This window comes from Amphiplicatus metriothermophilus, assembly GCF_900199215.1.
Lineage (GTDB): Bacteria > Pseudomonadota > Alphaproteobacteria > Caulobacterales > Parvularculaceae > Amphiplicatus > Amphiplicatus metriothermophilus.
On sequence record NZ_FZQA01000006.1, the window covers coordinates 16,202 to 39,862 of the forward strand.

The following is a 23,661-nucleotide window of genomic DNA, read 5'->3' on the forward strand; positions in this document are numbered from 1 at the left end:
CGGGCCGGTTTCGAACGATTCGGCTTTGCGCGAATCGCGCGGTTTCGCCCCGAAGGGGCGCGCCCGGCTGCGGCCCGGGCGCGGGGGAGGGCGCGATGGGCGATGTCTCTGTCATGGGCCCAGTATGGGGCCGGGCGGAAGGGCGGGGATAACTTTCCCCGTTTTTACGCTAAGCCTTTGTTTTTACTGGGGGCGAGTTCCACGCAAAGGCGGAAGAATTGAGGAATCGCAAGGCGCCGGGCGGCGGGAAACGGAAACCCCCGTCGTCCCGGGCGCGGCGCGGCATGCAATGACGCGCCGCAGACCCGGGACCGCTCCCGACCCGCTCCATCGTCGCCCCGGATGCGGCGCAGCGCGCAGTGATGCAATGCAGACCCGGGACCGCTCTCCGCAAGCGCCGGCGCCCGCCGCACTCGGTCCCGGATCAGCAGCGCAGCATTTCATGCCGCGCTGCATCCGGGACGACGGGGAAGGGCGCGCCCGGGACGACGGGGCTTCGTAATCCTTAATCCCCGATCCTTTTCCCGGCGCCGGTTTTTCATTCAGCCTCTCAAACCGGCAGGGCCCGCGCGATCATCCGATCGGCGTCGACGCCGGGCGCGGCGCCGTAGAGGAGCGCGCGCGAGTCCGGATCGAGCCGGCCGGCGCAGAAGCCGTCGAAGACGAAATCCGGCGCATACTGATGGAGCGCGGCGGCCTGAAGCGCCAGCGCCAGCGTCTCGGCGAAGCCGCGCGCGGCCGCCTCGCCGAGCGCGCCGGGCTCGAACCAGGCGCCGAGCCGCGCAAGATGCGCGTCGTAAAGCCGGTTCGCGCCTTTCGCGCGGGAAAGCTCCGCCATCAGCGCCTCGCGGCTCGCCGGCTCGCGCCCCAACGCGCGCAGGATGTCGAGCGCGATGACGTTGCCCGAGCCTTCCCAGATCGCGTTGAGCGGCGCGGCGCGGTAAAGGCGCGGCATCGGGCTTTCCTCCACATAGCCCGCCCCGCCGAGACACTCCATCGCCTCATAGGCGACGCCGGGATGGCGCTTGCAGATCCAGTATTTGGCGACCGGCGTGGCGAGCCGCGCGAAGGCGGCTTCCGATTCGTCCGCACCCGCATGATCGAAGGCGCGCGCGAGCCGGACGGCGAGCGCGGTCGCCGCCTCCGTCTCGAGCGCGAGATCGGCGAGCACGCCGCGCATGGCCGGCTGATCGATGAGCTTCTTCTGGAAGGCCGTGCGGTGGGCGGCGTGCCACAGCGCCTGGGCGAGGGCGGCGCGCATCCCGCCCGCCGAGCCGACCACGCAGTCGAGCCGCGTGTGGTTCACCATCTCGATGATCGTCCTGACGCCGCGGCCTTCCTCGCCGACGCGGCGCGCCCACGCGCCGTGGTATTCTATTTCGGAAGAAGCGTTGGAGCGGTCGCCGAGCTTGTCCTTGAGCCGCATGATGTGAAAGGCGTTGCGCGTCCCGTCCGGCTTCCAGCGCGGGACGAGAAAGCAGGCGAGCCCGGCCTCGGTCTGCGCAAGCGTGAGGAACGCGTCGCACATGGGCGCGGAGCAGAACCATTTGTGCCCGGTGAGAAGATATTCGTCAGCGCCTGTTTTCTCCGCACGCGTCGTATTGGCGCGCACGTCGGACCCGCCCTGCTTCTCGGTCATGGCCATGCCCATGGTCGCGCCGCGCTTCTCGCGCGCCGGGATGAAGCGCGGATCGTAGCGGCCGGCCGTGACGCGCGGCTCCCATTCGGCGGCGACGGCCGGCTCGCGGCGCAGCGCCGGCACGACGGCGTAGGTCATCGACATCGGGCAGCACACGCCGCCGTCGGCCTGGCCCATCATGTACAAAAGCGCCGCATGCAGAACATGGCCGGCCTCGCTCGCGCGCCAGGCTCCCGCCGCGACGCCGGCGGAAATGCCGAGATCCATCAACTCGTGATAGGCCGGATGGAACTCCACCTCGTCGAGGCGATGGCCGTAGCGGTCGAAGCTCTTGAGCTGCGGCGGGTTGCGGTTCGCCTGCACGCCCCATTCGATGACCTCCGCCGAGCCGACGCGCCCGCCGAAGGCCGACAGATGCGGCGCGTGCGCGCCGCCGCCGGCCTTCTCCACGGCCTCGCGCAGCGCCGCGTCGAGCTCGAAAATGTTGACGTCCTCGAAGGGCGGCGGCTGGTTCGTCACCTCATGGGTGGCGAGGGCGGCGCGCGGGCGGTAATGAGCCATGACGTTTCCTCCTTCGCGCCCATTGTGCGCCCGCCGGTCCGCGCCGGCAATCGGCGCGCGCAGCCTTCAGTCGAGGAGGGACAGGCCCAGAACCTCTTCGAGCGCGCGGATCGCCGGACGGACGTCGCCGAAGGGAACCTTGATCGTGCGCATGCCCATTTCGCGCGCGGGCTTGAGGTTGATCCCGAGATCGTCGAGGTACGCGCAGGCGGGCGGCGCGACGGCGAGCGCCTCGCACATCATCTCATAGACGCGCGGCTCGGGCTTTCTGACGCCGGCCTTCGACGACTCGATGACGTGATCGAAATTGGCGTGGATCGCCTCGAGCTGCTCGCGCTTCTCGGACGCGGCGAGCATCTCGCCGGCGCCGAGATCGGGCAGGTTGTTGGTGATGCAGCCGGTCCTGAATCCCGCCGCTTTCACGCGTTCGAGCGCGGCGATCATCTCGGGCCGGAAGGTCAGCGACATGAGGCCGACGAGGGTCTTGCCGCGAATCTCGAAGCCCGCCGCGCGGGTCTCCTCGGCGAACAGCCGGTCGAACGCGTCGAGATCTATCTCCGCGCGTTCGAAGCGCGCCCAGGCGTTGGCGTGATGGTTCTTCTTGATGACCTCGCCGATGAAGCGCTCGGGCAGGCCGCGCGCGCGCTCGAAGGCGGCGAAGTTCTCCACCGGCGAGGTGGTGAACACGCCTCCGAAATCGAAGATGACGGCTTCGACGGCCATCTCAGCGCCGCCCCGCCGGCGCCATGCCGAAGCGCTTCGCGATCATCGCGTCGACCATGCGCCTGGGCAGAAGCCGCGGCAGGGTCCACAGCATGAACCTGTTCTTGAGGATCGCATAGCGCGTCTTCGGCCGCTTCGCCGTCAGCGCGCGCAGGACCAGCCGGCCGACCGCTTCCGGCTCGAGGCCGTCGTCGCCGACCTCTTTCATGAGCGCAGCCATGCGTTTGAGATAGGGCCAGTACGCCGTATGCTGATATTTACGGTAGTCGTCGAGCTTCGGCTTCTCCCAGATCGGCGTCCTGACTGCGCCGGGTCCGATGATGACGACGTCGATCCCGTGCAGCGGCAGAATCTCGCGCCGCAGGGTCTCTGACATGGCTTCCAGCGCGTGCTTGGAGATCGAATAGGGCCCGTTGAGCGGCATGGCGTTCTTTCCGGCTACGGAGCTCATATTGACGATCCGTCCGGGCGGGCCCTGAAAGCGCCGGTCCGCGCCGAGCATCGGCAGGAAAGCCTGCGTGACGCGCAGCGCGCCGTAAAGATTGACGTCGAGCTGGCGGTGAAGATCCTCCATGGGCAGATGGGCGAGGGGGCCGCCCACCGCGATTCCGGCGTTGTTGACGAGGCCTTTGAGCGCGCGTCCGCCGAGCGCGCCGCTCACGGTGTCGGCCGCGCGCGCGATCGCCGGCGCGTCGGTCACGTCGAAAATGAGCGGCGTCAGGCGCGGGCCCAGCGCGTCGCGCAGCGCCGCGCCGTCGGCCTCTTTGCGCACGCCGGCGAAGACCCGCCAGCCGGCGTCGGTCAGCGTCGCCGCGATCGCCCGCCCGATGCCGCTTGAGGCGCCCGTCACGACGGCCGCCGGCGCGTCCTGTCCGCTCATGACCGGCCTCCGATCAGGGGCGCCCAGGAAAGCCGCTCCTCGGCGAAGACCTCGCCGGTCGGAACGTAACGGGACGGATCGTCGAAGCAGCCGATCAACAGATGCGTCTCGCCGGCCCATTTATATCCCTGATAGGACAGCGGCGTTCCGCATGCGGCGCAAAAGCCGCGAAAGACGCCGGGCGAGCTTTCGCGGCGCTTGCGTTCCGCGCCGGTCCACGTCACCTGCCGGTCGCGAAAGCCGACGAAGGTGGAAAAGGCCGCGCCCGTCGCGCGCCGGCAGTCGGCGCAATGGCAGTTGCCGACGAATTTCGGCGCGCCGCGCCCTTCGAACCGGGTCGCGCCGCAGGCGCACCCGCCGGTATGGATCGTTTCGCTCATGCCGTGCTCCTTCGCCGGGTCAGTTCGTACAGACATACGGCCGCCGCGACCGAAACGTTCAGGCTTTCCGCCGCCGGCGCGATGGGAATGCGATAGAGCCGGTCGCAGGTCTCCGCCACGAGCCGGCGCAGGCCCGCGCCCTCCGCGCCGAGGACGAGCGCAGCCGGCGCGTCCGCCGGGATCGCCGCGACAGGCGTCTCGGCCTCGCCCGCAAGGCCCGCGCAGTGATAGCCGCGCTCCTTCAGCGCTTCGAGCGCGCGGGCGATGTTGACGGCGCGCACGCAGGGGACGCGCTCGAGCGCGCCGGCCGCGGCCTTGGCGAGCGCGCCGGCGAGCGGCGGCGTGCGCCGGTCCTGCACCACGATCGCCGCCGCGCCGAAGGCGGCGGCCGAGCGGAAGATCGCGCCGATATTCTGCGGGTCGGCGATCTGGTCGAGCACGACGACCGGCCGGCCGTCGGCGGGATCGCAGACCTCCTTGAGGCGCGCGCGGGGAAGGTCCTCGACCTCGAGGGCGATGCCCTGATGCACGGCGCCTTCGGGCAACAGCCGGTCGATGTCGTCGGGGCGCGCCTCGCGCAGGGCCGCGAGGCGCGCCGCCGGCAGGGCGCGCCCGGCGAGCCAGTCCGCCGCGTTCTTGGTCGCCCAGAGCGCGCGGATCTTGCGCGCCGGATTGGCGAGGGCGGCCGCCGCCGCGTGTCGGCCGTAGATGAAAAGGCGGGGCGGGCCCGCCGCCTCGCGCGGCGGTCTGCGGCCGGGCGGACGGTTTTTGGTCTGGCTTTTCATCGCATGCTGTTCCGGCGGGCTTCGCGTCTGCCTAGATCAGGATCGCGCCGGAGGAAACGGTCTTGAGCGCGCGGTTGCGGCCGGCGCGCGGGCGGGGGCGCGTCGAAAGTCCGCGCCTGGCGCGACCGCGCCGCGGTTGCGAAGCGCGCGCGCGTCGACTATAGAGCCGGCTCTCCCCGGCGGACGGGGCGCCGCAGCGCTGCGGCCCGGCCCGCCTCTCGCCGAGCGGCGCGCCCGCCCGGCCCCGTGGAGGGGTGGGAGAGTGGTTAAATCCACCAGACTGTAAATCTGGCGCCGTATGGCTACGCTGGTTCGAATCCAGCCCCCTCCACCATTACGTCATTGTTTGACGTCTTTTTGTGGCGGCCGGCGAGTCGGATTCAGACTGCGTCATCGGCGCGCGAATGCTCAGTACAAAGATAAATAGATTTCGGGCGGTTTTTCGCACCTGAATTGGGCAAATTAGTCTCTTGGACTTTCCGGCCAAGAATTGCCGCGACATTTCCGAGCTTTACGAGGCCCCATGCATCGCAGGGTCGAATCCGCCGCGGACCACCAGCCATTCCCTGTTCTTTCGACGGCCAACCGACGGGCGCGCGGGGGCGCGGTCAGGGTTGGGGAAAGCCGAGCAGCCGGCGCTGCGCCGCCCAGCGGACGGGCAGGCGTCGCGCCGGCGCGGCGCCGTCGAGCAGGGCCGCGACGATATCCAGGGCGAGAAAAGCCAGGCGCAGTTGCCGGCTGACCTCGCCGGGGTCGGACTGTGAGAAACAGTCGCCTGGTGCCCAGGAGAGGACTCGAACCTCCACGCCTTGCGGCACAGGTACCTGAAACCTGCGCGTCTACCAATTCCGCCACCTGGGCAGGAGCGAGGGGCTCCCATAGGCGAGCCGCGCGCCGCTTGTCAATTGGAGCGCCGGGCCGACGCGGACGCGGCGTCCTTCGGCTTGGGCGCGGCCTTCATCGGCGTGGACGCGGCGGCGTCTGGCGGCCGGCCGTTTCGCCCGCCGCCTACCGGAGGGGCCGGTTCCGCCAGGAGCCCTCGCGCGGCGATCGGCGCGTTGAGGCGGCGGGAAAATTCGGCTAGGGCCTTCGCGGCGCGCGCCGGGTCCGCCGGCGCGTCTCATCAGCGGAGAGAACGGGCATGGCTGGCGGACTCGCGGTCGTCTTCGGCGGATCGGGCTTCATCGGGCGCAATGTCGTGCGCGAGCTCGCCAGACGCGGATGGCGCATTCGCGTCGCCGTGCGCCGGCCGCATCTGGCCCATTTCCTCCGGCCGATGGGCCATGTGGGCCAGATCCAGCTTTTCCAGGCGAACGTCCGCCACCGCCCGTCGGTCGCCCGCGCGCTCGACGGCGCCGACGCGGTCGTAAATCTGACCGGCGTGCTCGCGCAGCAGGGCCGCCAGACTTTCCACGCCGTTCATGCGGCCGGCGCCGGCGCGATCGCCGCGCTCGCCGCCGAGGCGGGCGTGAAGGCCTTCGTCCATGTCTCGGCCATCGGGGCGGACGAGAACAGCGAGAGCCTTTATGCGCGCTCGAAGGCGGCCGGGGAGAAGGCCGTGCGCGCGGCCATGCCGTCGGCGACGATCCTGCGCCCCTCCATCGTGTTCGGGCCGGAGGACGCGTTCTTCAACCGCTTCGCGGCGATGGCGACGACGACGCCCTTCACGCCGCTGCCGCTCATCGGCGGGGGCAAGACGCGCTTCCAGCCGGTCTATGTGGACGACGTCGCGGACGCGGCCTGCGAAGCGCTCGCCCGGCCGGAGGCGGCAGAGCGGACCTATGAGCTCGGCGGCCCGCGAATCTACACCTTCCGTGAGCTGATGGAGCTGTTGCTCGAGGAGATCGGCCGCAAGCGCCTGCTCCTTCCGGTTCCCTTCGCGCTCGCCCCGCTCGTCGGTCTCGCCGGCGAGGCGATGGGCCTTCTTCCCTTCGTTGAAGCCCCGATCACGCGCGATCAGATAAAGCTGCTGAAGAAAGACAACGTGGTCGGCGCCAGCGGCGAGGAAGGCGTCGGCGTCATTCAGGATCTTGGAATCCGCCCCGACACGGTTGAGGCGATCCTGCCGACCTATATGGTCCGCTTCCGCAAATACGGCCAGTTCGCCGAGCGCCTGGCGTGAGGCTTCAGCGGCGGTAGCCGTCCGGATTGTCCCGTTGCCAGCGCCAGTGATCGGCGCACATGTCGGCGAGGGTCTTCTGCGCCTTCCAGCCGAACAGGCGCGCCGCCCGCGACGGGTCGGCGTAGATCTCCGCCACGTCGCCGGGCCGGCGCGGCGCGAATTCGTAAGGAATGTCGCGGCCCGACGCGCGGGCGAACGCCTCCACCGCTTCGAGCACGGAATAACCGACGCCCGTTCCGAGATTGACGTCGATCGCGCCCGCGTCCTCATGGCCGGCGAGATAGTCGAGCGCGGCGAGGTGGCCGCGGGCGAGATCGCAGACATGGATGTAGTCGCGCACGCCCGTGCCGTCGCGCGTCGGATAATCCTTGCCGAAGATGCGCAGCTTCTCGCGTCGGCCGACCGCCGTCTGCGCGATGAAGGGGAAGAGATTGTTGGGAACGCCCTCGGGGTCCTCGCCGATGCGCCCCGAGGGATGCGCGCCGACGGGATTGAAATAACGCAGATTGCACGCGCGCCAGCGCGGATCGGCGCGGGCGAGGTCTTTCAGGATCTCCTCGATGAAGAGCTTGGTGCGGCCGTAAGGATTGGCCGGCGCGGTCGCCGCGTCCTCGCGCACCGGGTTCGGATTGGCCTCGCCATAGACCGTGGCGGAGGAGGAAAAGACGATTCGCCGCGCGCCGGCCGCGTCGAGCGCGCGGACAAGCGCGAGCGCCGCGTTGATGTTGACCCGGTAATAGCGTTCGGGCTCGGCGACCGACTCGCCCACCGCCTTGAGGCCCGCAAGATGCACCGCGCCGTCCGGGCGGAATGCGGCGACCGCGGCGTTGATTTTCTCCGCCTGCGCAGCGTCTGCGAGATCGGCTTCGAGCAGCGCGATTTTCCGGCCGGCGATTTCTTCTACGCGCGCGAGCGCTTCGGGGCTCGAATTGGAGAAGTCGTCGACGACGAGAACCTCCTTGCCGACGGCGAGCAGCTCGACGCAGACATGGCTGCCGATATAGCCGGCGCCGCCGGCGACGACGATGCGATCCGTCATCGGACGAAAGGCTCCTATTCCACGGTCACCGATTTGGCGAGGTTGCGGGGCTGGTCGACGTCCGTTCCCTTCGCCGTCGCGGTGTAATAGGCGAGAAGCTGGATCGGCGCGGCGTAGACCACGGGCGCGAGCAGGGGATGGACCGTCGGCGTCTCGATGGCGCGCCACAACCCGTCGCCGGCTTCGGCGATCCCCTCCCGGTCGGAAATGAGCAGCGCCTTGCCGCCGCGCGCCATCACCTCGTGCATGTTGGAGATGGTCTTTTCGTAAAGCGCGTCGCGCGGCGCGACGACGATCACCGGCACGTCTTTGTCGATGAGCGCGATGGGGCCGTGCTTGAGCTCGCCGGCGGCGTAGCCTTCGGCATGAATGTAGGAGATTTCCTTGAGCTTCAGCGCGCCTTCGAGGGCGAGCGGGAAGTTCACCCCGCGCCCGACATAGAGCACGTCGCGCGCCTCGGCGATCTCGCGCGCGATCGCCTCGATTTCCCCGGCCCCGGCGAGCGCTTCGGCGACGAGCCGCGGCGTCTCAAGGAGGGCGCGCACGAGCGCGCGCTCGGCCTCGGCGTCGAGGCGTCCGCGCGCCCGGCCCGCCGCGACGGCGATGCAGGCGAGGGCGGCGAGCTGGCAGGTGAAGGCCTTGGTGGAGGCGACGCCGATCTCCGGGCCCGCGGCCATCGGGAAGATGACGTCGGCCTCGCGCGCGATGCTCGACTCCGGCACGTTGACGACGGCGGCGATCTTCTGCCCTCTGGCGCGCGCCTCGCGCAGGGCCGCGAGCGTGTCGGCGGTTTCGCCCGACTGCGAGACGAAGAGCGCGCCGCCGCCTTCCGTATACGGAACGTCGCGGTAGCGAAGCTCGGAGGCGATGTCGATCTCGACCGGCAGGCCCGCCCAGGTCTCGAACCAGTATTTGGAGATGAGGCCCGCGTAATAAGCCGTCCCGCAGGCGGAGACGGTCAGCCGGTCGAGCCGCGCGAAATCGAACGCGCCTTCCGGCAGGCGCATCGTCTCGCTGGCCGGATCGAGATAGCGCGACAGGGTGTGCGCGATGACCTCCGGCTGTTCGTGGATCTCCTTGGCCATGAAATGGCGATGCCCGTCCTTGTCGACGAGCGCGTCGGCGGCGGACGAGATCGTCTCCTTGCGGACGACCGGGGCGCCGGCCGCGTCATAGACCTGAAAGCCGGCGCGCGTGGCGACCACCCAGTCGCCTTCGTCGAGATAGGTCACCCGGTTGGAGAAGGGCGCGAGCGCGTAGGCGTCCGAGCCGATAAAGATCTCCCCGTGGCCGCGCCCCACGGCGAGCGGGCTGCCGCGGCGCGCGCCGATCATCAGATCGTCCTCGCCGGCGAAGATCGCCACGAAGGCGAAGGCGCCCTTCAGGCGCGAGATCGCCTTGTGGAAGGCCTGGGCGGGGCTCAGATTCTCCGTCTCGAGATAATGGGTGATGAGCTGCGGGCAGACCTCGGCGTCGGTCTCCGATTCGAAGCGGCGGCCTTTCTCCTGCAGCTCCCGGCGCAGCACGGCGAAATTCTCGATGATGCCGTTATGGACGACCGACACGCGCTCGGTGGCGTGGGGATGGGCGTTCGTCTCGGTCGGCGCGCCGTGGGTCGCCCAGCGGGTGTGGCCGATGCCGGCCGCGCCGGGCAGGGGCCGCTCGGCCAGGACCGCTTCGAGATTGGCGAGCTTGCCGGAGGCGCGACGCCGGTCGAGACGTCCTTGATGAACGGCGGCCACGCCCGCGGAGTCGTAGCCGCGATATTCGAGCCTTTTGAGGCCTTCGACGATCGCGGGCGCGACGTCCGTCCTGCCGAGTATGCCGATGATGCCGCACATGCGTTCGGGCTCTCCTTCAGGCGCGAGGCCGTCCTTCTAACAGGAACGGCCCGGCGGCGGAAACAGCCCTATGGGTGAAGCAAGATTTCGGCCGGAAAAAGCCGGTTTCCGCGCCTTCGTCAGGCGTCGGCGCGGATGAGGTCGGCGCCCTTCTCGCCGATCATGATGGTCGGCGCGTTGGTGTTGCCGCCGATCAGCGTCGGCATGACCGAGGCGTCGACCACCCTTAACCTTTCCACGCCGCGAACCCGCAGGGCCGGATCGAGCGGGGCGCGCTCGTCCGAACCCATCCGGCAGGTCCCGACGGGATGGTAAATCGTATCGGCCCTGGCCCGGATGTCGGCGATCAGCGCCGCGTCGTCGGCGTTCCGGTCGAGATAGAGCTGCGCGCCGTCGATCGCTGCGAAGGCGGGCGCGTCGAAGAGACGGTGGACGATGCGCGCGCCTTTCGCGAGGCGGCGCAGGTCGTCCTCGTCGCCCAGGAAGTTCGGGTCGATCGCGGGCGGCGCCGTCGGGTCGGGGCTCGCCAGCGAGACCGTCCCGCGGCTTTTCGGGCGCAGCACGCACACATGGCACGAATATCCCGCGCCGAGATGCTTCTTGCGGCCGTGATCGTCGACGAGGGCCGGCAGGAAGTGGAGCTGGATGTCGGGCTCGTCGAGCGACGGGTCGGTTTTGAGAAAGCCGCCGGCCTCGGCGAGGTTCGACGTCAGCAGACCCTCGCCGCGCTTTTTGAAGGCGATCAGCGCCGGAACGAAGCGCAGCGCCATCGAAAGATTGAGCCCGACCGTATGCGGCGTCTTCGCCTTGCGCAGGACCGTGTAGTCGAGATGATCCTGAAGATTGGCGCCGACTTCCGGCGAATCGGCGACGACCTCGATCCCGTGCGCGCGCAAATGCGCGCCCGGCCCCACGCCGGAGAGCATGAGAAGCTGCGGGGACTGAAACGCGCCGGCGGACAGAATCACCTCGCGCCGGGCCGTCACGGTCCGCGCCGCGCCGTTCGCGCGGAAGCGCACGCCCGTCGCCCGGCGGCCATCGAACAGCACGCGCTCGGCGTGGGCGTCCGATATCACCGTGAGATTCGGCCTTGAACGGGCCGGATGGAGATAGGCGACCGCGGCCGAACAGCGCCGCCCGTTGCGCTGGGTCACCTGATAATAGCCCACGCCTTCCTGCTTCGGGCCGTTGAAGTCGTCGTTGAAGGGAAGCTGCAGCTCTGCCGCGGCCTGAAGGAAGGTCTCCGACAGCGGATTCTTATAACGCAGGTCCGAGACCGTCAGCGGCCCGCCCACGCCGTGCCATTCGTTCGCGCCGCGCTGCTGGTCCTCGGCCTTTTTGAAATAGGGAAGAACGTCCGCATACGACCATCCCGTCGCGCCGAGCTGCGCCCACCGGTCGTAGTCGCCGGGCGTTCCGCGGATATAGATCATCGCGTTGATGGAGCTCGACCCGCCCAGCGTGCGTCCGCGCGGCTGGTGGCCGCAGCGCCCGTTGAGATGCTTCTGCGGCGTCGTGTCGAAACGCCAGTTGATGGGCGCGGTCTTGGGAAAGAAGATGAAGCCGAGCGGCGTATGAATGAGCGGGCTTTTATCCGGCGGGCCGGCTTCGAGAAGACAGACGCGCACGCCAGAATCCTCGGAAAGCCGGGCGGCGAGCACGCAGCCCGCCGAGCCCGCGCCGACGACGACGTAGTCGAACTCGCCGATCTGCGACCCGGCGCCGTTCGCGTTCTTCATCAGATCACCTTTTTGACGAAGTTGATGATGCGCGCGGTTTTGTCCGTATAGGGCGGATGCAGCATCCCCCCGCTGGAGAGTCGGCTTGCTTGGAAGACAGGCTTCATGTGCGAGAAGGTCTCGAAGCCCGCCTCGCCGTGATAGGCGCCCTGGCCGCTCGCGCCGACGCCGCCGAAGGGCAGGTTTTCCTGCGCCACATGCCAGAGCGTTCCGTTGACGGTGACGCCGCCGGCGACGGTGCGCTTGAGCGCCTTGTCGCGCGTCTCAGCGTCGCGGCCGAACCAGTAAAGCGCGAGCGGGCGCTCGCCGGCGTTGACCCGGGCGATGGCGTCGTCGGCGTTCTCGACCGCGAGCACCGGCAGAACGGGGCCGAAGATCTCCTCCTTCATGAGGCGGATCGTCTCCGGCGGCTCGACGACGATCGTGAAAGGCAGCTTGCGCCGGGGATGCAGCGCGTTGGCCGAGCCGACCTCGACGATGCGCGCGCCGGCCGCGCGGGCCTCTTCGACCATCTCCTTCAGCCGCGCGAAATGGCGGTCCGAGACGACGGCCGTATAGTCCGGCGTCGTATCGATCTCGGGATAGAGCGCGCGCGCCGCTTCGGCGACGGCCTCGACCGTCGCGTCGAGCCGGCCGCGGGGCGCGAGGACATAGTCCGGCGCCACGCAGGTCTGGCCGGCGTTGAACAGCTTGCCGTGAGCGATGGCGCGCGCGGCGGCGGCGAGATCGGCGCTCTCGTCGATGATCGCCGGCGACTTGCCGCCGAGCTCCAGCGTCGTCGGCGTGAGGTTTTTCGCGGCGGCTTCGGCGATGCGACGGCCCACCGCCGTCGAGCCGGTGAACAGAAGATGGTCGAAGGGAATTTCGGCGAAAGCCGCGCCGGTCTCGACCCCGCCGACGGCGACGGCGAGCACGCGCTCGTCGAATTCGCGGCCCAGAATTTCCTTCATCAGCGCGCTCGTGCGCGGGGTGATCTCGCTCGGCTTGATCATCACCCGGTCGCCCGCGGCGAGGGCCGCCGCCGCCGGCGACAGGGCGAGCTGAAGGGGGTAGTTCCAGGGCGCGATGATCCCGACGACGCCCAGCGGCTGCGGGACGATCCGGCTCCTGCCGGGCAGCATGTGGAGCGGCGTGGCGACCCGGCGCGGGCGCATCCAGCGGGCGAGACGGCGCCGGGCGTGACGGATCGCGCCGAGGGTCGTCAGCACCTCGCCGATGAGCGTTTCGGCGCGCGCGCGCCCGTCGAAATCGGCGCTGATCGCTTCGACGATGCGTTCTTCGTTCGTCTCGACCGCGCGTTCGAGCGCGTCGAGCCAGGCCGCGCGCGTCGCCTGCGACGGATAGGGCTCCTCGGCGAAGGCCTGTTTCTGCAGGGCGAAGACGGCGCGGAGGCGGGCGGCTACGTCGCCGCGATCCTCCGCGGCGCGCGCGGAATCGGCGCCCATGGCGTTCCTCCTGTTCAGCCTTTGGCGGCTTCTCCTTAACGCCTTGATCGTGCGGCGCCTTCCGGCGTCTGTCTACAGCCGCGCGCAGACTCGCGCAGTCCGGCGATCATTGCTCTAGAAGGAAAGGGAACTGGTGGAGCAGAGGGGAATCGAACCCCTGACCTCGACATTGCGAACGTCGCGCTCTCCCAACTGAGCTACTGCCCCAAGTCTGGGATATATGGGAGCGCCGTCTTACGGGCGCGCCCGCACGCTGTCAATCGGGGGACCGGGGCGGCCCGGCGAGGCGCGCGCCAGGCCGGGCGAGCCCGTCCGGCCGGTCGCCGGATCGGCGGCGGCGCGCTCTGGCGCGGGCCCCGGCAAGGCGGGACCGCCCGACGCCGCGGCGGACGGCCGCGCCCGTCCCCGCGCCGTCCGGGGAGAAAGCCTGCGCCGGCCTGGATAAGGGCTGCATACGGATGATCTCCGCCGCGAATCGGCCCGTCTCTCCAAGGGGCGGCCCGCCGCCGCGCCGCCAGGCCCGGATTCGACCGGCCCGGGATCATCCGCCCAAACGTTCCGGAAACAAAATAATCCGCATTGCGACGGACAGGGCATGTCGCAGCGCAAAATACGTCTCCGGACTGACTTTCCGTGCGGGCCGGTCGTCGGCGTGCGGAGGCTTTGCGGCGCGCCCGGACCGCGCTACAATGCGCCTTCAGCCTTGTCGGCGAAAAGGACGGGAGAAACAGTCGCTTGCAAGGCGCGCGGTCCGGCGGCGACGCCCCTGGCCCGGCATGTGACAGCGTTCCGTATCAAGACTGGCGGCGCGGCGGCGAACGGCCGCGGCCCGGCTATCCGGATGGAGGCATCGGAATGACGGCTGTGCTCACCAATCTCAGAAACGCAGTGATCGCCGGCGTCGCGCTCGCCGTCGTGCTGCTCCTGCTTTACGCTTTCGCCTGGAGCGGGGCGTTCGACCGGACCTTCTGGTCGTTCCTGTTCCGCTGGCTGCATGTCGTCTCGGGCGTCATGTGGATCGGGCTTCTGTGGTATTTCAATTTCGTCCAGATCCCGACCATGCCGAAGATCCCGGACGAGCAGAAACCGGCGATCGGCAAGCATATCGCGCCCTCGGCGCTGTTCTGGTTCCGCTGGGCGGCGATGTCGACCATCGTGACGGGGCTCATTCTCGCCTGGCTCAACAATTACATCGTCGAAGCGATCACCATCGGCGCCGTCGACAATTTCGCGGTGGCGGGCCATACGGTGATCGGAATCGGCATGTGGCTGGGCGCGATCATGTGGTTCAACGTCTGGTTCGTGATCTGGCCGAACCAGAAAAAGGCGCTCAACATCGCCGACAGGTTCCCCAATCTCGACGCCGACGCCAAGGCGAAGGCCGCGCGCACGGCGATGCTCTTTTCACGGACGAACACGGTTTTGTCCATTCCCATGCTGTTCTGCATGGTGGCCGCGCAGAGCCTGTTCCGCATTTCCTGAGGGGGCGCCGACAGGCCGCAGCGCAAGAAAGCGGGCGCGCGAGCGCCCGCTTTTTCCGTCCGGGGCTCCGCGCGGGTCTTGCTCCGGGCCCGGCGGGCTGCAATTAACGCGGGACGCGGCCGATTTTGCGGTGCAATATGCCCCGCCGCCGGCCCGCCGCCGCCGGGCTGCGGCGCGCCGCGCAGAAAACAGCAGACCAGCCAGGGAAGGAACCGATGATCGAGAAAGCCGGCCTGAAAGTCGCCCCCGTTCTCGCCGCCTTCGTCGAGGAGGAGGCCCTGCCCGGAACCGGGGTCGGCGCGGACGCCTTCTGGAGCGGGCTCGCCGACATCGTCGAGACGCTCGGGCCGAAGAACCGCGCGCTGCTCGCGCGCCGCGACGCGCTGCAGGAAAAGCTCGACGACTGGCATCGGTCCCGTGCCGGCGCGGCCTTCGACGCCGCTTCCTATCAGGCGTTCCTGCGCGAGATCGGCTATCTCGTCGAGGAGCCTGCGCCGTTCTCCGTCGAGACTGCGAATGTCGACCCTGAGCTGTGCGCCGTCGCGGGCCCGCAGCTCGTCGTGCCGGCGAGCAACGCGCGCTACGCCCTCAACGCGGCGAACGCCCGCTGGGGCAGCCTTTACGACGCGCTTTACGGCACGGACGCCATTCCCGAAACGGACGGCGCCGAGCGGGGCCGGAGCTATAATCCGAAACGCGGCGCCAAGGTCATCGCCTTCGCCAAGGCGTTTCTCGACCGCGCCGCGCCGCTGGCGAAAGGCGCCCACGCCGAGGCGACGGCCTATCGCGTGGAGAAGGGCGCGCTCGTCGTCGAGACCGCCGCCGGCGCGACAGGGCTGGCGAGCCCGGAGAAATTCGCCGGCTATCGCGGCGCGCCCGAAGCGCCGGAGGCGATCCTTCTGCGCAATCACGGGCTGCATGTCGAGATCGCCGTCGACCGCGCGCACCCGATCGGCAGGGACGATGCCGCCGGGGTCGCCGACGTGATCGTCGAAGCGGCGGTGAGCGCGATCATCGACTGCGAGGATTCCGTCGCCGCCGTCGATGCGGAAGACAAGACGCGGGTCTATCGCAACTGGCTCGGCCTGATGAGAGGCGACCTCGCGGCCCGCTTCGAGAAGGGCGGGCGCGAGATGGAGCGCCGGCTCGAGCCGGACCGCGCTTATGTGTCGCCGGCGGGCGAGGCCTTCACGCTGCCGGGTCGGGCGATGCTGCTCGTGCGCAATGTCGGGCATCATATGTATACGGACGCGGTGCTCGACCGCGCGGGACGGGAGATTCCCGAAACCTTCCTTGACGCGGCCGTCACGTCGCTCGTCGCGATGCACGACCTCAAGGGCGCCGGCGCCATGCGCAACAGCCGCGCCGGTTCTGTGTACATCGTCAAACCCAAGCTGCACGGGCCGGAGGAGGTCGCCTTCGCGACGGAGCTCTTCGCGCGCGTCGAGGACATGCTGGGCCTCGCGCGAAACACGCTGAAGATGGGCGTGATGGACGAGGAGCGGCGGACCTCCGCCAATCTCGCCGCCTGCATCCATGCGGCGCGCGCGCGTCTCGTGTTCATCAACACGGGCTTTCTCGATCGCACCGGCGACGAGATTCACACGATCATGGAAGGCGGGCCGGTCATCCGCAAGAACGAGATGAAGGACGCCGCCTGGATCAAAGCCTACGAGGCGCGCAATGTCGGGATCGGCCTCGCCTGCGGCCTCAAGGGCAAGGCGCAGATCGGCAAGGGCATGTGGGCCGCGCCCGACCGCATGGCCGACATGCTCGCGCAGAAGATCGTTCATCCCGAAGCGGGCGCGACGACGGCATGGGTTCCGTCCCCGACCGCGGCGACGCTCCACGCGCTGCATTATCACGAGGTCGACGTCTTCGCCCGGCAGGAGGCGCTGAAAGGCCAGGGGACGGGCGATCTCGACGCGCTGCTGACCCCGCCGCTCGCGCCGGGGCGCAATTTCAGCCCCGAGGAGATCCGCGAGGAGCTGGAAAACAACGCCCAGGGCATTCTCGGCTATGTCTCGCGCTGGGTCGATCAGGGCGTCGGCTGCTCGAAAGTGCCGGACATTCACGACGTCGGGCTGATGGAGGACCGGGCCACCTTGCGCATTTCCTCCCAGCATATCGCCAACTGGCTGCGTCACGGCGTCGTCGCGCGCGAGGAGGTTCTCGAGACGCTCAAGCGCATGGCGGCCGTGGTCGATCGTCAGAACAGGGACGATCCGAACTACCGGCCGATGGCGCCCGGTTTCGACGGACCGGCCTTCCGCGCGGCCTGCGATCTAGTCTTCGACGGCGCCGCGCAGCCCAACGGCTACACCGAGTTCATTCTCACGCGCCGGCGCCGCGAAGCGAAAGCGCGCGGATAGAGACGGTTTCGCCTCGTGCGCGGCGCGCGGCCGTTCTATGATGGAGCCTGAGAAACAAGGAGGCTCTCATGAAGACGCGCGCCGCGGTCGCATTCGAACCGAAAAAGCCGCTCGAAATCGTCGAACTCGATCTCGAAGGCCCCAAAGCCGGCGAGGCGCTCGTCGAAATCAAGGCGACGGGCGTGTGTCACACCGACGCCTACACGCTCGACGGCCTCGATTCGGAAGGAATCTTTCCCTCCGTCCTCGGCCATGAGGGCGCCGGGATCGTGCGCGAGGTCGGCCCGGGCGTGACGTCGGTCGCGCCGGGCGATCATGTGATCCCGCTCTACACGCCCGAATGCCGCCAGTGCAAAACCTGCCTGTCGCGCAAATCCAATCTGTGCACGGCCATTCGCGCCACCCAGGGCAAGGGCCTGATGCCGGACGGGACGACGCGCTTTTCCTACAAGGGAAAGCCGATCCATCATTACATGGGCTGCTCGACTTTCTCGAACTACACGGTGCTGCCGGAGATCGCGCTGGCGAAAATCCGCAAGGATGCGCCGTTCGAGACGACCTGCTATATCGGCTGCGGCGTGACCACCGGCGTCGGCGCGGTCGTCAACACGGCGAAAGTGACGCCGGGCGCGAACGTGGTCGTCTTCGGGCTCGGCGGCATCGGCCTCAACGTCGTGCAGGGCGCGCGACTGGTCGGCGCGGGCATGATCGTCGGCGTGGACATCAACGACGCCAAGGAGGAATGGGGCCGCCGCTTCGGCATGACCCATTTCGTCAATCCGAAAAAAATAGACGGCGACATCGTGCAGCATATCGTCGCGCTGACCGACGGCGGGGCGGATTACAGCTTCGACTGCACCGGGAACGTCGACGTGATGCGCCAGGCGCTCGAATGCTGCCATCGCGGCTGGGGCGAGAGCGTCATTATCGGCGTGGCCGAGGCGGGAAAGGAGATTTCGACCCGCCCCTTCCAGCTTGTGACCGGGCGGGTGTGGAAAGGCACGGCCTTCGGCGGCGCGCGCGGGCGCACCGACACGCCGAAATTCGTCGACTGGTACATGAGCGGGAAGATCGAGATCGACCCGATGATCACCCATGTGCTGAAGCTGGAAGAGATCAACACGGCGTTCGATCTGATGCATGAGGGAAAGTCGATCCGTTCCGTGATCGTTTATTGACGGAGGCGGCGATGAGCCTGGAGCTCAAGTCTTCGAGCAAGTCCTTCGGCGGCGAGCAGCGCATCTACGCCCATGCCTCGGCCGAGACGAAGACGGCCATGCGATTCGGCCTCTATCTGCCGCCGGGAGAGGGGCCGTTTCCGGCGCTGTTCTGGCTGTCGGGCCTGACCTGCACCGAGGAGAACTTCATCGCGAAAGCCGGGGCGCAGCGCCTGGCCGCCGCGCTCGGCCTCGTCATCGTCGCGCCGGACACGAGCCCGCGCGGGCCGGATGTTCCCGACGATCCGGACGGCGCCTACGATTTCGGTCTCGGCGCCGGCTTTTACGTCGATGCGGCAGAAGCGCCGTGGTCGGCGCATTACCGGATGCGCAGCTATGTCGAGAAGGAGCTTTACGCGCTGGTCCTTTCCGAATTTCCCGTCGCGGAGGGCCGCGTCGGGATTTTCGGCCATTCCATGGGCGGGCACGGCGCGCTGACCATGGCGCTGCGCGATCCGGCGCGGTTTCGCTCGGTCTCGGCCTTCGCGCCGATCGCCTCGCCGATGAACTGCCCGTGGGGACGCAAGGCGCTCGCCGGCTATCTGGGCGCGGACGAATCGCGCTGGCGGGAATACGACGCCTGCGCGCTCATCGAAGACGGGGCGCGCGTTGCGGACATGCTGGTCGATCAGGGAACGGCGGACCCGTTTCTCGAAGAGCAGCTGAAGCCCGCGCTGCTGGTCAAGGCCTGCGCTGCGGCGGGCCAGCCGCTCGCCTTGCGCCGGCAGGAAGGCTACGACCACAGCTATTACTTCATCGCGAGCTTCGTCGACGATCACCTGCGCTGGCACCATGAACGCCTGACGGCGTGAGCCGGCGCCCGGAGCCGGTCAGGCGCGCGCCTTCATCACCTTGTCGGCGTAGGACCGGGTGACGAGGAACACGCCGCACGGCGCTTCGCGGATGAGCTCGCGCGAGGAGGCGCCCTGAAACAGGCGTCCCCAGAAACCGCGCTGGTGCGAGCCGGTGACAATGAGATCGGCGTCGACCTCCTGGGCGTAGGCGGCGACGGCGTGGGCTGGCTCGCCGTCGAGCGCCCTGACGACGGCGTCCGGCGCGAGGGCGTCCGCGCGCTTCTTGAGACGCTTTTCATGGCCGGCGCGCGCCTCGCGGTCGGCGGCGATCGCTTCCTCGGTCAGCGGCGTGGCGGCGACCGGCGCGATGTCGGCGACATAGCCGGAGGCGGTCGCGAGCGGCGGCCAGGCGCTGACCACATGCAGGCGCGCGCCGTCCTTCCGCGCAAGGCCGAGCGCGGCGAGGATGACCGCGTCGGCCAGATCGTCGTCGAGATCGATTGCGGCGACAATGGCGGCGTGCTTCATGGCGTCGGCCTTTCCGCGCGCGGCGCGCAGTGACGGCGGAAGCGATTATGCCCGGTTTTCGGCCCAATGGGGAGGGGCGGGCTTCAGGCGAGAACCGCCCAGCTTCGCTCCGCGAACCAGAAGGCCGAAACGAGGCCGAGCCCGTAGCCGGCGGCCGTTTCGCCCGAAACGGGAAAGGCGCGCGCGGCCGGCAGGGCGGGGCGCGCAAGGCGCCGCCAGAGGAAGGCGCCGGCGAGCGCGCCCGCGACGAGCAGAAGCTGGCCCGCCTCCACGCCGATGTTGAAGAACAGCAGTGCGGCGACGCGCTCCGTCTGCGGAAGGCCGATCTCCGACAGCGCCGCCGCGAATCCTGCCCCGTGCAGCAGGCCGAAGGCGCTCGCGACGAGAACCGGCCGGCGCCAGGCGAGCGTCGTCCGGTCGCCGCGGGCGATCTCGGCGGCGACGAAGACGATCGACAGCGCGATCGTCGCCTCGACGGCGGGAACCGAGACGCGCGCGGCGTCGAGCGCGACGAGGGCGAGCGTGACCGAATGCGCGATGGTGAAGCCCGTCACCGTGACGAGGATGCGCGGCAGGCTGCGCGCGAGGATGAGCAGCCCGAAAAGAAAGAGGATATGATCGATCCCGATCAGGATGTGCTCGACCCCCAGCAGAAAATAGTTCGCGGCGACGCCGGCGAACGCCGTCGGCGCGGCCGGCGTCCAGACGGATCGCTCCGGGCCAAGAAGAACGGACTGCGTCTCGCCGGAGCGATAGGTCAGGCGAAACAGCGTCGCGAGCGAAGGGTTGTAGACGGGCCAATCGACGCGCGCCTCGGCGTCGCCGAGCCCGCCCTCGCAGCGATAGAGCGCGCTTCCTTCGAGCGCCGTCTCGGCAGGCCGGGAAAGCGCGATGCAGGGCGGGCCGAGGCTGGCGGTCGGCGCGTTCGCGCGCTCGACGGAGGCCGGCGCGCGCCAGCGCACGGCGTAGACGTCCTGCCCGGTCTCCTCGATGACGACCGTCAGCGGGCGGGAGTCGTGCGCGCGCGCCGCGCCCGCCGCCGCCAGCGCGATCAGGCATAAAGCGATCCGTACGGCGAGCGTCATGGCGCGGCCGGTTCGGGCGCCGCGACGCCGACGTCTTCCGCGACGACGATGTCGTATTGCGCGACGGTCTCGGCGATGACGCGCCGCTGTGCGGCTTCGCGGCGGGCGCGGGCGGCGTCCTCGGCGACCTTTTCGCGGATTTCCTCGAGCGCGGGGTCGCGCGCCGGCTCGACGGTTTTCACATAGATCGCGTGCGCGCCATGGGGCGACAGCACCGGTCCGCGCCAGACGCCGAAGGGACGGTCTTCGGCGAAGATTTCGCGCGCCGCCTCTTCGCCGAACTGCGAGGCGACGTAGTCCCAGGTGCGCTCGACGTAATTCGTATGGAAAGGAAAGCGGTCGCCGTGGCGCGTCGCCGCTTCGAACGGCGCGCCCTCGCGATTGAGCCGCTCGATCAATGCGGCCGCATCGCCGGCGGGGTCGGCGCGTTCGGCGCTGAAGAATACATGCGCGAAGGTCGCCGACGGCTGCACGCGATAGCGCGCGCGCTCGGCCTCGAAGAAGGCCCTGATCTCCTCTTCGGAGGGCGGGCCGGCTTCCGCCGCGGCCTCGACGATGAAACGCAGCTTCTGCGTCAGTCGCTGGCGGATGACATAATCGTTTTCTTCGAGGCCGAGCGCCTTCGCCTCGCGGTGGAGGACCTCTTCCTCGATGAAGTCTTCGACGAGGCGCCGCTTTTCGGCGGGGCTCATGGCGTCGAGCAGGGCCGCCGCGGCCGCCGGCTCGAACGCTTTCGAGCGGTACTGGATGAACGCCAGAAGCGCCGCGCGCGTCACCTCGATGCGCGCTTCGTCCGGCTCGGGCGGCGCGAGCGCGCTCGCCGCGGCGAAGACGAGCGCGCCGGCGGCCAGAAAATGCGTCAGCGGATCTTTCAGTATGGAGCGCGGCGTCATCGCTCAGGCGCGATCAGGGCGTGTACCAGATGGGCGAGGAATAGGCCCGCTCCTGAATGGCGGGCGGATAGCCCTCGGGATGCGGCGCGCCCAGCGCGACGGAGTCGTAAAGGGAGTTGCGCGGCGTCGGAATCTGCAGCACGCGGACGTAATAGAAAGCCCGCGCGTCCGGATCGAACTCGGGATCGGTCCAGACCGTCGCAAGTTCGACCGCGCCGATCGCGTTTTCATAGGTGGCCGAGGCGCGATCGACCGTGTCGCCCACGGGCGCGAGCCGTCCGTCAGCCGACCTTTCGCGCCCCGGCGACCAGGCGACGTCGAAGACCTTCTCGCGCGCTTTCCCGTCCGGCCCCAGCCAGCCCTTGACGATCTGCACCCGGTCGAGATTGGCGTCCACGGGATCCTTCACCGCGCGCACGAGGAAGCTCGGCGCGCGCCCGTCCGCGGCGCGGGTAAGATCGCCGCCCATCGGCACGCCCTTGGCGTAGCCGACCGCGGCGATGTCGCGCGCGGCGGCGTCTTCGGGCGCGAAGTCGTAGCCGCCGAAAAAGCGCAGCGCGATCCGCGGCCCCGTCGTGCCGTACACCTCGCGCCGGCGGAAGGCCGCGGCGATTTCCTCGCGCGTATTCTCTCGAGCCCAGGCGGCGGCGAGGCCGGAAGCCGACATCTCCCAGCCTGACACCTGGCCGAAACCGGTCGCTTTATTCTCGGGAATCGAGTCGATCGCCATCTTGCCGGCGAAATTGTCCTCCTCCGCCGTCGCCAGGCCGGAATGGGAGTCGGTCGAACCGATCATGCCGAGCTTGTAGGGGTTGACGCCGACCTGCGCCTCGATCTCCAGGCCCGTCTTCAGCGCGCCGCGCACATAGTCCGCATCCGTTACGGTCGGCTCGGTCTGACGGCCCTCGCGCGCCTCGATGAGGCGGTTGAAGAACTCGAAGCCGGCGAATTCGTCGTCGGGCGAGAGCAGGGGATGGGTCTCCGACGTGCCCTTGATCTGCGTGACCTCGGCGACCGGCTCCCATGTCGCGCGCAGGCGCGCGTATTCGGCGTCGATGGGCCGGCCGTCGGAGTCGACGCGCGCGAACATTCTGCCCTTGGAGATATTGGAATTGTGCGGGATCGAGATGAAGTCCTCGCCCAGCGCCGCGCTCGTCTCGGCGAGCCAGGCCCACAGATCCTCCGGGCGCGGGCTGTCGTTGGAAGAAAAGGGGAGGAACGTCTTCGCCTTCTCGCCGTTCATCGGCGTGAAGACGATGCGGTGAAGATTGGCGCCGTCGGGCGTCGGCGTGTACTCCCAGCCGATGAGCGTGGTGAACGCGCCCGGCGCGTTGTGGCGCTCGGCGGCGTCGATGTTGAACGCCCAGCTCGTGCGGATGAGATCGCGCTGGTCGAGGTCCTGCAGAAGGGTCGGGTCGCCGGCGAGCCATTCGGTCGCCAGCCTTTCGCGGTCCATCGGCCGGAACAGCGACTGCACGCGCCAGGAAAGCGCTTTCAACAGGCCGACCTTGGCCGGGCGCTCTTCCTCCGGCAGGCCGGCGAGGTTGATCGACAGAATGAAGAGGCCGAAAGCGTCTTCGCTGCGGCCCTCGTCGACGAGCTCGATGAGGCGCGCTCCGAGCCGCGTGCGCGTCAGCCGCTCGTCGCGCAGGGTGATGAGCCGATAGGGGACGCCCATCAGCTCGCCGTGATCGGTGACCGCGAGAAAGTCGAGCGGCGTGCGAAGCTGCATCCGCGCGCGGTGATAGGGATGAATGACCGGCTCGCCCTTGGCGAAGCGATAGGCGGTGTCGGCGTCCGCCGAACGATTTCCCAAAAAATAGGCGTCGACGGACAGATTGGTGTGAAGATGGGTGTCGCCCCACAAGAGCCGATCGGGATAATTCTGGGCGATCGCTGGTCCGCACAGAAGAATGGCGGCGCCCATCGCGGCGGCGGCCCGCCCCCTGGCCCTCTTATGCGATGATCCCGGCATCCGGCGCCTCCCCGCCCGTCCGCTCCTGCAGTTTGGACGAGAGTAGAAGCGCCCGCCAGCGATGTCATCCGCGCGGCGCAGCCGGCCGCGTGATTGACGGCCCGGGCGAGCCGGCTAGATTGCCGGGGCCGAACGGGCTGGGGCCGGTCCGCAAAGCCAAA

Annotated in this window: 19 protein-coding genes and 3 tRNA genes; 6 read left to right on the plus strand and 16 right to left on the minus strand. The window is 69.0% G+C overall.

The window, feature by feature from the left end:
- Nucleotides 1-550: 550 nt before the first annotated feature.
- The 5 genes from CHB64_RS11800 to rlmB form a co-directional block, all read right to left on the minus strand.
- Nucleotides 551-2,200, minus strand: coding sequence for an acyl-CoA dehydrogenase family protein (locus tag CHB64_RS11800; RefSeq protein ID WP_089412832.1), 1,650 nt, complete (start codon nucleotides 2,198-2,200; stop codon nucleotides 551-553).
- Nucleotides 2,201-2,266: 66 nt separating this feature from the next.
- Nucleotides 2,267-2,923, minus strand: coding sequence for an HAD-IA family hydrolase (locus CHB64_RS11805; RefSeq protein ID WP_089412833.1), 657 nt, complete (start codon nucleotides 2,921-2,923; stop codon nucleotides 2,267-2,269).
- Nucleotide 2,924: 1 nt separating this feature from the next.
- Nucleotides 2,925-3,803 carry an SDR family oxidoreductase gene (locus tag CHB64_RS11810; protein ID WP_089412834.1) on the minus strand — a complete coding sequence of 293 codons (879 nt, stop codon included), beginning with the start codon at nucleotides 3,801-3,803 and terminating at the stop codon, nucleotides 2,925-2,927.
- Nucleotides 3,800-4,183 (minus strand): GFA family protein, encoded by a 384-nt coding sequence (locus CHB64_RS11815; protein WP_159462489.1) that lies wholly within the window; start codon nucleotides 4,181-4,183, stop codon nucleotides 3,800-3,802. The genes CHB64_RS11810 and CHB64_RS11815 overlap by 4 nt, the downstream gene beginning before the upstream one ends.
- Entirely contained in the window at nucleotides 4,180-4,968 is a 789-nt protein-coding gene (gene rlmB / locus CHB64_RS11820; RefSeq protein ID WP_089412836.1) for a 23S rRNA (guanosine(2251)-2'-O)-methyltransferase RlmB, read from the minus strand. The genes CHB64_RS11815 and rlmB overlap by 4 nt, the downstream gene beginning before the upstream one ends.
- Before the next feature lie 248 nt (nucleotides 4,969-5,216).
- On the opposite strand from rlmB, the gene CHB64_RS11825 reads away from it, so the two are divergent.
- Nucleotides 5,217-5,302 (plus strand) — tRNA-Tyr (locus CHB64_RS11825).
- Between the two features lie 274 nt (nucleotides 5,303-5,576).
- On the opposite strand, the gene CHB64_RS15115 is transcribed toward CHB64_RS11825, so the two are convergent.
- On the minus strand, nucleotides 5,577-5,774 hold the full coding sequence (locus CHB64_RS15115) for a hypothetical protein (RefSeq protein WP_143266014.1): 198 nt from the start codon (nucleotides 5,772-5,774) through the stop codon (nucleotides 5,577-5,579).
- A tRNA-Leu gene (locus CHB64_RS11835) sits at nucleotides 5,745-5,829 on the minus strand. Before CHB64_RS11835 ends, CHB64_RS15115 begins: the two co-directional genes overlap by 30 nt.
- A gap of 280 nt (nucleotides 5,830-6,109) precedes the next feature.
- Here CHB64_RS11835 and CHB64_RS11840 point away from each other — a divergent pair.
- Nucleotides 6,110-7,090 carry a complex I NDUFA9 subunit family protein gene (locus CHB64_RS11840; RefSeq protein ID WP_089412838.1) on the plus strand — a complete coding sequence of 327 codons (981 nt, stop codon included), beginning with the start codon at nucleotides 6,110-6,112 and terminating at the stop codon, nucleotides 7,088-7,090.
- A gap of 4 nt (nucleotides 7,091-7,094) precedes the next feature.
- Here CHB64_RS11840 and galE read toward each other — a convergent pair whose 3' ends face one another.
- From galE to CHB64_RS11865, 5 genes are all read right to left on the minus strand, one after another.
- Nucleotides 7,095-8,129, minus strand: a complete 1,035-nt coding sequence (gene galE / locus CHB64_RS11845; RefSeq protein WP_089412839.1) for a UDP-glucose 4-epimerase GalE — start codon at nucleotides 8,127-8,129, stop codon at nucleotides 7,095-7,097.
- 14 nt (nucleotides 8,130-8,143) lie between these two features.
- Nucleotides 8,144-9,970, minus strand: coding sequence for a glutamine--fructose-6-phosphate transaminase (isomerizing) (gene glmS / locus CHB64_RS11850; protein WP_089412840.1), 1,827 nt, complete (start codon nucleotides 9,968-9,970; stop codon nucleotides 8,144-8,146).
- A 119-nt stretch (nucleotides 9,971-10,089) separates the two neighbouring features.
- Nucleotides 10,090-11,709, minus strand: a complete 1,620-nt coding sequence (locus CHB64_RS11855; RefSeq protein WP_089412841.1) for a GMC family oxidoreductase — start codon at nucleotides 11,707-11,709, stop codon at nucleotides 10,090-10,092.
- Nucleotides 11,709-13,154 (minus strand): coniferyl aldehyde dehydrogenase, encoded by a 1,446-nt coding sequence (locus tag CHB64_RS11860; protein ID WP_089412842.1) that lies wholly within the window; start codon nucleotides 13,152-13,154, stop codon nucleotides 11,709-11,711. The genes CHB64_RS11855 and CHB64_RS11860 overlap by 1 nt, the downstream gene beginning before the upstream one ends.
- 131 nt (nucleotides 13,155-13,285) lie before the next feature.
- Nucleotides 13,286-13,361 (minus strand) — tRNA-Ala (locus tag CHB64_RS11865).
- 648 nt (nucleotides 13,362-14,009) lie between these two features.
- Between CHB64_RS11865 and CHB64_RS11870 the strand changes: the two genes are divergently transcribed.
- The 4 genes from CHB64_RS11870 to fghA all read left to right on the plus strand — a co-directional run bounded on the left by CHB64_RS11870 (nucleotide 14,010) and on the right by fghA (nucleotide 19,037).
- Complete coding sequence (locus CHB64_RS11870; RefSeq protein WP_089412943.1) at nucleotides 14,010-14,636, plus strand: urate hydroxylase PuuD; 627 nt, start codon at nucleotides 14,010-14,012, stop codon at nucleotides 14,634-14,636.
- 215 nt (nucleotides 14,637-14,851) lie between these two features.
- Nucleotides 14,852-17,008: a malate synthase G gene (locus CHB64_RS11875; protein WP_089412843.1), complete on the plus strand. Its 2,157-nt coding sequence runs from the start codon at nucleotides 14,852-14,854 to the stop codon at nucleotides 17,006-17,008.
- A gap of 68 nt (nucleotides 17,009-17,076) precedes the next feature.
- Nucleotides 17,077-18,186 (plus strand): S-(hydroxymethyl)glutathione dehydrogenase/class III alcohol dehydrogenase, encoded by a 1,110-nt coding sequence (locus CHB64_RS11880; RefSeq protein WP_089412844.1) that lies wholly within the window; start codon nucleotides 17,077-17,079, stop codon nucleotides 18,184-18,186.
- Between the two features lie 11 nt (nucleotides 18,187-18,197).
- The gene (gene fghA / locus CHB64_RS11885) at nucleotides 18,198-19,037 is read left to right on the plus strand and encodes an S-formylglutathione hydrolase (protein ID WP_089412944.1); all 840 of its coding nucleotides are present in this window, start codon (nucleotides 18,198-18,200) and stop codon (nucleotides 19,035-19,037) included.
- Nucleotides 19,038-19,055: 18 nt separating this feature from the next.
- Here fghA and CHB64_RS11890 read toward each other — a convergent pair whose 3' ends face one another.
- The 4 genes from CHB64_RS11890 to CHB64_RS11905 all read right to left on the minus strand — a co-directional run bounded on the left by CHB64_RS11890 (nucleotide 19,056) and on the right by CHB64_RS11905 (nucleotide 23,500).
- A complete protein-coding gene (locus CHB64_RS11890) occupies nucleotides 19,056-19,547 on the minus strand; it encodes a universal stress protein (RefSeq protein ID WP_089412845.1) in 492 nt (163 codons plus the stop codon).
- Between the two features lie 83 nt (nucleotides 19,548-19,630).
- Nucleotides 19,631-20,632 (minus strand): HupE/UreJ family protein, encoded by a 1,002-nt coding sequence (locus CHB64_RS11895; RefSeq protein WP_089412846.1) that lies wholly within the window; start codon nucleotides 20,630-20,632, stop codon nucleotides 19,631-19,633.
- Nucleotides 20,629-21,525: a peptidyl-prolyl cis-trans isomerase gene (locus CHB64_RS11900; protein ID WP_089412847.1), complete on the minus strand. Its 897-nt coding sequence runs from the start codon at nucleotides 21,523-21,525 to the stop codon at nucleotides 20,629-20,631. The genes CHB64_RS11895 and CHB64_RS11900 overlap by 4 nt, the downstream gene beginning before the upstream one ends.
- A 13-nt stretch (nucleotides 21,526-21,538) precedes the next feature.
- Nucleotides 21,539-23,500, minus strand: a complete 1,962-nt coding sequence (locus CHB64_RS11905) for a DUF3604 domain-containing protein (protein WP_089412945.1) — start codon at nucleotides 23,498-23,500, stop codon at nucleotides 21,539-21,541.
- Nucleotides 23,501-23,661: the final 161 nt, after the last annotated feature.

Excerpts from the sequence above, each read along its gene's own strand:
- CHB64_RS11800 (WP_089412832.1), bottom strand. The coding sequence starts at position 2,200 with ATGGCTCATTACCGCCCGCGCGCCGCCCTCGCCACCCATGAGGTGACG.
- CHB64_RS11805 (WP_089412833.1), bottom strand. The coding sequence starts at position 2,923 with ATGGCCGTCGAAGCCGTCATCTTCGATTTCGGAGGCGTGTTCACCACC.
- CHB64_RS11810 (WP_089412834.1), bottom strand. The coding sequence starts at position 3,803 with ATGAGCGGACAGGACGCGCCGGCGGCCGTCGTGACGGGCGCCTCAAGC.
- CHB64_RS11815 (WP_159462489.1), bottom strand. The coding sequence starts at position 4,183 with ATGAGCGAAACGATCCATACCGGCGGGTGCGCCTGCGGCGCGACCCGG.
- rlmB (WP_089412836.1), bottom strand. The coding sequence starts at position 4,968 with ATGAAAAGCCAGACCAAAAACCGTCCGCCCGGCCGCAGACCGCCGCGC.
- CHB64_RS11840 (WP_089412838.1), top strand. The coding sequence starts at position 6,110 with ATGGCTGGCGGACTCGCGGTCGTCTTCGGCGGATCGGGCTTCATCGGG.
- galE (WP_089412839.1), bottom strand. The coding sequence starts at position 8,129 with ATGACGGATCGCATCGTCGTCGCCGGCGGCGCCGGCTATATCGGCAGC.
- glmS (WP_089412840.1), bottom strand. The coding sequence starts at position 9,970 with ATGTGCGGCATCATCGGCATACTCGGCAGGACGGACGTCGCGCCCGCG.
- CHB64_RS11855 (WP_089412841.1), bottom strand. The coding sequence starts at position 11,709 with ATGAAGAACGCGAACGGCGCCGGGTCGCAGATCGGCGAGTTCGACTAC.
- CHB64_RS11860 (WP_089412842.1), bottom strand. The coding sequence starts at position 13,154 with ATGGGCGCCGATTCCGCGCGCGCCGCGGAGGATCGCGGCGACGTAGCC.
- CHB64_RS11870 (WP_089412943.1), top strand. The coding sequence starts at position 14,010 with ATGACGGCTGTGCTCACCAATCTCAGAAACGCAGTGATCGCCGGCGTC.
- CHB64_RS11875 (WP_089412843.1), top strand. The coding sequence starts at position 14,852 with ATGATCGAGAAAGCCGGCCTGAAAGTCGCCCCCGTTCTCGCCGCCTTC.
- CHB64_RS11880 (WP_089412844.1), top strand. The coding sequence starts at position 17,077 with ATGAAGACGCGCGCCGCGGTCGCATTCGAACCGAAAAAGCCGCTCGAA.
- fghA (WP_089412944.1), top strand. The coding sequence starts at position 18,198 with ATGAGCCTGGAGCTCAAGTCTTCGAGCAAGTCCTTCGGCGGCGAGCAG.
- CHB64_RS11890 (WP_089412845.1), bottom strand. The coding sequence starts at position 19,547 with ATGAAGCACGCCGCCATTGTCGCCGCAATCGATCTCGACGACGATCTG.
- CHB64_RS11895 (WP_089412846.1), bottom strand. The coding sequence starts at position 20,632 with ATGACGCTCGCCGTACGGATCGCTTTATGCCTGATCGCGCTGGCGGCG.
- CHB64_RS11900 (WP_089412847.1), bottom strand. The coding sequence starts at position 21,525 with ATGACGCCGCGCTCCATACTGAAAGATCCGCTGACGCATTTTCTGGCC.
- CHB64_RS11905 (WP_089412945.1), bottom strand. The coding sequence starts at position 23,500 with ATGCCGGGATCATCGCATAAGAGGGCCAGGGGGCGGGCCGCCGCCGCG.